The organism is Alkalibacterium sp. s-m-28 (assembly GCF_054658175.1).
The window spans coordinates 1-4481 of record NZ_BAAGIQ010000124.1; the positions used below are offsets into that span (position 1 = coordinate 1).

At 32.1% G+C, this 4481-nt stretch carries 4 protein-coding genes; all 4 read left to right on the forward strand.

Going from position 1 to position 4481, the window contains the following annotated elements:
* Positions 1-291: 291 nt before the first annotated feature.
* Positions 292-522 (forward strand): heavy-metal-associated domain-containing protein, encoded by a 231-nt coding sequence (locus ACYQ4S_RS10895; RefSeq protein WP_459771121.1) that lies wholly within the window; start codon positions 292-294, stop codon positions 520-522.
* Between the two features lie 40 nt (positions 523-562).
* Positions 563-1117 (forward strand): Dps family protein, encoded by a 555-nt coding sequence (locus ACYQ4S_RS10900; protein ID WP_459771123.1) that lies wholly within the window; start codon positions 563-565, stop codon positions 1115-1117.
* 806 nt (positions 1118-1923) lie between these two features.
* Positions 1924-3642 carry an N-6 DNA methylase gene (locus tag ACYQ4S_RS10905; protein ID WP_459771125.1) on the forward strand — a complete coding sequence of 573 codons (1719 nt, stop codon included), beginning with the start codon at positions 1924-1926 and terminating at the stop codon, positions 3640-3642.
* Positions 3642-4175: a hypothetical protein gene (locus ACYQ4S_RS10910; protein WP_459771126.1), complete on the forward strand. Its 534-nt coding sequence runs from the start codon at positions 3642-3644 to the stop codon at positions 4173-4175. The genes ACYQ4S_RS10905 and ACYQ4S_RS10910 overlap by 1 nt, the downstream gene beginning before the upstream one ends.
* Positions 4176-4481: the final 306 nt, after the last annotated feature.

Genomic DNA, 4481 nt, shown 5'->3' on the forward strand with positions numbered 1-4481 from the left:
GGGGATAGTTTGGTAGTCGGATACCTACTATTTTACCGATAAATGAGGGAGGGGCAAGTGTTTTTTGTCTTTTCCTTGATAGAACAACGGTTATAGACCTTTAAGAACAAAAAAATTTGACAGTAACGAATAGATGCATAAGAGGTAAGAAATGAAAATATTGAAATACAAAATACCTCGTTAAATTGATGTAGATCAAGATTAAAAGCTTGAATAGCTGATATACTATAGATGTCAATAAGGTAAATCGAATGAATAAATAACAAATAAAAATTCAAAGGAGAATGTATCATGCAAAAAGCAATTATTCAATTAGAAACGTTAACTTGTCCATCATGTCTACAAAAAATCGAAAATGGTGTTGGTAACTTAAACGGTGTGGATAAAGACAGCTTGAAAGTGATGTTCAATGCAAGCCGTGTAAAAGTAAACTTCGACGACACTGTATCAATTGAAGACATAGAAAAAGCTATCCAAGACTTAGGTTATGGCGTAAAAAGATCGCGTGTAAAAACCGCGTAGGTTCACTTAAAAAATCAAAAAAATAATGGAGGAATGAATCATGTCAGAAAAAGCACCACAAGAAAGATTAAAAGAAGAACAAGAATATAAAGATCATGTGCATCATACGAAAATAAATGCAGCAGCCATTACAGACCATCTTTTAGGGAATATTCACACACTACATGTGAAGTTACATCAGTATCATTGGTATGTAAAGGGACCTCACTTCTTTACTTTACATGAAAAATTTGAGGAACTATATGATGATAATGAAAAATGGTTTGACCGTTTAGCTGAACAACTGCTAGCTTCAGGATATAAACCAGCTTCTACAACCAAAGAGCTTGTCGAGTATTCTATGCTATCAGAAGATCCAGCAGATAAATATATAAAAGCCGAAGAAATGGTTGACAATATCATCGATGATTTCAGAGAAACTCGTGAATTAACGATTCGTGCCATTCACTTGGCGCAAGAAGAAGAGAATGTTGTCTTTGAGGATACGCTAATTGAATTTAAAGATGACTTAGATACAAAAATCTGGATGTTGCAAGCCTTTTTAGGAAAAGAAGCCCTAGAAGATGATGATTACCACGATGAAGAGGAAGACTAATACAATATAGATGAAAAGGAACAAGTAACTGCGAATTTACAAAGTACAGTTGCGTGTTCCTTTTTTGTTTGTCAAATTGTTTCTATAATAGATGGTATTGATGGGCTAATTTTGATTAATTGACACCATTTTTGCTTTTGAAATGAAAAAAGATCAATGAACGCCTATGATTTAGTTACCAAACAAACCATGAGAAATTCACATGACTCATTTACAGTTAATACGAAAAACACTCGGATTTGTTCTGTAATAGATTACTGAAAATAGGTACAAAACACAACGGATTGATAGTAAAGAGAAGTGTTTAGGAAACTTTATAACTATGTAGCATAAAATATACTTCAAATAGAGTAGAAATTCTAAAGTGTGGTTATGGCTTTTTCTTCACAAAACATAGGCGTATGCGTGAAAATTTAGTTTAAACCATTACCAAAACCATTACTATAGCACTATAAACGTTGATGTGAAGGGGCTTGGTTGAGCCCCCCCTCAACTCCATTTTAGATACAAAGCTCCACTAGGGAATTTCTTATTCCTGATGTGGGGCTTTTTTGTTTTATCGAGAACTCGTAAATGATACGAACCATTACCAATTCCATTACTACTTAGAAAAGGGTAATGGTTTTTATTTTCAAATGGCTAACTTAAACTTGAAATTTAAGATTATTAAATAATCAAAGAACGATATATAATCACAATATCAAATAAAAAGCAAAATGATTATAAATAACCATTGACAAGTGTGTGGGTTTGTTGTATGATTACCTCAAGTTAAATGATTATAAATAACCATAGGAGGTTATGTCGTGGATTACACAACGTATAAAGAGCTGAAAAACGTTAGCTACGAGAAGAAAGCTTTTGATATACTGAATGGTATAAGAGGGAACATTCAAGAAGAAACCTCTATCTTTCTACTCATACAGCTTAGTTATTTGGCATTAAAATATAAACCATTATCATCAAGAGAAGAATTAATAGAATCTGTAGCTTCAGATTTTAATGACGAGTATACATTAAACCAACTCAATCGAGTGATTCAAAAAGTTCCTTTTGATATTATCCAATCTATTTCAGAAAACTATGATGAGAACACATTGAAAGCAATAATTTTATTTAGTGAAGATAATGATATAAGAAGTAATTTATCTGGAACCCCTTTAGGTGTGACAAAACTAGTGAATGAATTATTAGAGGTTCAGTCGGATGATACAGTTTTAGATTTAGGATCGGGTATTGGTTCTTATTTACTGGAAACTAAAATGGAGACGGGTGCTGAGAAAGTTTGTGGAGTTGAAATTAATATTCAAATGAATATCATTTCAACCATTCGAGCAAAGGTAGCTCAATTCCCAATTCAATTAAAGTTAGGAAATATATTAAGTCAAGACTATAGAGCTTTTAAAGCAACAAAAGTTTTTTCGAATCCTCCAGTAGGCGTTCGAGAACCTCGGATTGATGATACAATAAAAGATAATACAGCATTAACCGAATTGATTGATATTGAAGAGTATAATATATCAGCTGACTGGGCTTTTATTCTCAGTTCGTATGCGAATCAAAAACCAGGGGGGAAAACAGCTGTACTCATGTATAATCAAGTCTTGTTTAGAGAGCAAGATCATGATATTCGTGAAAAGATTATTTCAGAAGGCTGGTTAGAAGCCATCATAGCTCTGCCGGAAAAACTATTTCCTCATACCGCTATACCTTTTACGCTATTAATATTTAGTCAAAATAATGAAACGGTAAGAATGGTTGACGCGAGTGAGATTAGTACGAGAGGTCAAATGAAAAATATTTTAACGGATAAGAACATTCAAGAAATCGTAGAAGCTTATAAACAAGAAAATGAAATAAGTAAACATCTCACTTATCAAGACTTCGAAAAACAAGAATTCGTCTTAACGCCTATTCGCTATTTTGGTTTCATACCAGATGCTAGTAAAATGACACCAATTGATGATTTAACTCGAAGCATTAACCGAGGCGCGATGATTAGTCGTAAAGAACTTGACACAATGACTACAACCAAAGAAACAGGTATAAAGTATTTAAAAATACAAGACATTGAAAGTTCTTCGATTAATAAAAATTTACCTAATTTAAAAAATGTAGACGAAAAATACCACAATTACTTTTTAAAAGAAGGAAATCTTGTGATATCCAAGTCTAGCCCGTATAAAATTGCGAGGGTCGAAAATCCTAAGAACACTAAGATCTTGGCAACAGGTAATTTATATTATATTGAGATAGATGAGGAAAAAGTCAATCCAACATTTATTGAGATGTATTTAAAGAGTGATGAGGGTCAAGCGCAATTGGAACGATTATCTACTGGTTCAGTCATTGAGACAATCAGTATTAAAAATTTAAAAACCATCTTAATTCCAAATCTCTCAAGAGAAGAACAAGATACTTTAGTAAAGGAGTATCTAGAATACGAAGAACAACTTGATTTATTAGACAGACAAAAAGATATCATCTCTCAAAGAAGAAAAGAATTAATTGAGAAGGTGTTATAATGAAAATATCACATAATGAATTTTATGAGGTACTAACACAAGCTGCTTTTCAACTGCAACGAAACTTAAAAGATGCTTATGACAATGACTATCTTGAAGGATATCTAAGTGAAATTGGAATGTCTGATTTACTCCCGTCGAAAGAAGAATCATTTTATGAAACATTTCCTGATGGGAAGATAGTTATTATCGGGGATTCTTCGGTTAAAACCAATGATATCTATGGAATTTTCAAAAGCTATGGGCTTTCAAAAGATCGAGTAGAATTGGTATTGGATTATAATGAAGCTGAAAAATATCAATATAAAAAGATGCATTATAATCCGAACTATCGACTAGTCTTATTTGGACCAGTCCCTCATTCGACAAAAGGGAATAGTGGTTCGAGTAGTATTTTATCGGAAATGGAAAATGAAGAAGGTTATCCAAAAGTCGTTCGTTTAACCAGTAGTCACAATAAATTAAAAATTACGAAAACGAATTTGAAAATGGCTTTACAAAAAGAAATTTCTCAAGAATATATAGAAATTTAAAAAATGATAGAGGTTATGATTTTGCAAATAGTTGATTGTTTTGATCAAACAAATATTAATGTCCAAGAAAATTCTAATTTAATTTGGAATATTGCTGACCACTAGTGTTGCATTAAAATTTTAACTGTTTCATGGTATAAAAAAGTCCTTTATAATGGGGTTGGATGACTTATCCAAGTCCAAAACAAAGGACTTACAACATGGATAAGTATAAAACAAAAATGACCATAAATAAATGGTTTTCCTACATTTCTTTAGAAACATTAAGTGAATCGTCTCGACAGACTATCAGTCAGTTTAATCGCT